We start from the raw sequence: 1,321 nt of genomic DNA on the forward strand, positions 1-1,321 counted from the left end.
GGTACGATATACAAACATCCTTTACAGAGTTATAGAAACATCGTTTACACTTTTTAAGTTGCATTTGAAACCAAAATTCAGATGCTATGCCTTGGAAAGAACAGACGATTATGGAACAAAAAATTGAATTCATCTGTGAATGGCGAACTGGAAAATTTACCATCACGGAGCTTTGCCGAGTCTTTAAAATTTCAAGACCAACAGCTTACAAAATCATTGCCCGGTTTGAAAATGAAGGTTATGAAGGGCTTAGGGAACTCTCCAGAAAACCGCGTAGCCCACACCCTAATGCCACCAATGAAAAAGTGGTGGACCAAATTCTTAAATTGAAAGAAAAACACAAGGCATGGGGCGCTAAAAAGTTGCACACCTTGTTGTATAAAGATTTCCCCGATGAATTGATCCCATCTGTCTTGACCGTTCATAACATTCTCAAAAAACACAGTTTGGTATCGCCTCAAAAACGACTCAGAAGAGTGAAGCCCGTACATCCCATTTTCGACCCCAAAGAGTGTAATGAAGTGTGGAGTGCAGACTACAAAGGAAAGTTCTTGATGGGCAACAAAATCTACTGTCATCCACTGACAATTGCCGATTCCAAAAGCAGATTTGTATTTACTGCCAAAGGGCATTACAAAGAAAACCTTGCATCGGCAAAGGCCGAGTTCAAAAGGGTTTTTAGGAAATTTGGCATCCCCGGACAAATCCATACAGACAACGGAAGTCCTTTTGGTTCGGTTGCCGCAATACAAAGATTTACCCGACTCTCCTATTGGTTCATTGAACTGGGTATCATGCCCGTGTTTTCAGACCCGTCACACCCGGAACAGAACGGACGACATGAACGCATGCACCGCGATTTAAAAGCCGCTTGTGCCAAGCCTTCAGCTTATGACCTAAAAGCGCAACAAAGACGTCTAAACCAATTTGTAAAAGAATATAACCACATAAGACCCCATGAAGCGCTGAACATGAAAACACCTGCCTCAATCCATGAGTTCTCAACCAGACCGTTCCCAGAAAAAATACCCGACTTTCATTACGATGCACAAATGAAAATCCTAAAAGTTACCAAAAATGGAGCCATAAGATGGAAGGCCTATAATTGGGTTTACCTTTCCGCTTCGCTCCAAGGTAAACACATCGGAGCCCTGGACATTGGCAATGGTATTTGGAGAGTGTTTTATAGAAATGTATTTTTAGGTTACTTTGATGAACATGTATTTAGAAAAAAAGAACAATCAGTGAGGTTAGAAACTAATTTAGTGTAAACCCTAATCTATAACTTTTGTAAACCATGTATCTTAACGAACATTAAAAC

The 1,321-nt window shown here is 40.5% G+C and carries 1 protein-coding gene; it reads left to right on the plus strand.

Annotated elements, in window-relative coordinates; all coding sequences use genetic code 11:
* Positions 1 to 110: 110 nt before the first annotated feature.
* Positions 111 to 1,271, plus strand: a complete 1,161-nt coding sequence (locus J1G40_RS18240) for an integrase core domain-containing protein (RefSeq protein WP_265244098.1) — start codon at positions 111 to 113, stop codon at positions 1,269 to 1,271.
* Positions 1,272 to 1,321 lie beyond the last annotated feature (50 nt).

The organism is Muriicola sp. Z0-33 (assembly GCF_026126425.1).
GTDB lineage: Bacteria > Bacteroidota > Bacteroidia > Flavobacteriales > Flavobacteriaceae > JAFMPW01.

Bases quoted from the DNA above. Each gene is read 5' to 3' on its own strand.
- J1G40_RS18240 (WP_265244098.1), top strand. From the start codon at position 111: ATGGAACAAAAAATTGAATTCATCTGTGAATGGCGAACTGGAAAATTT.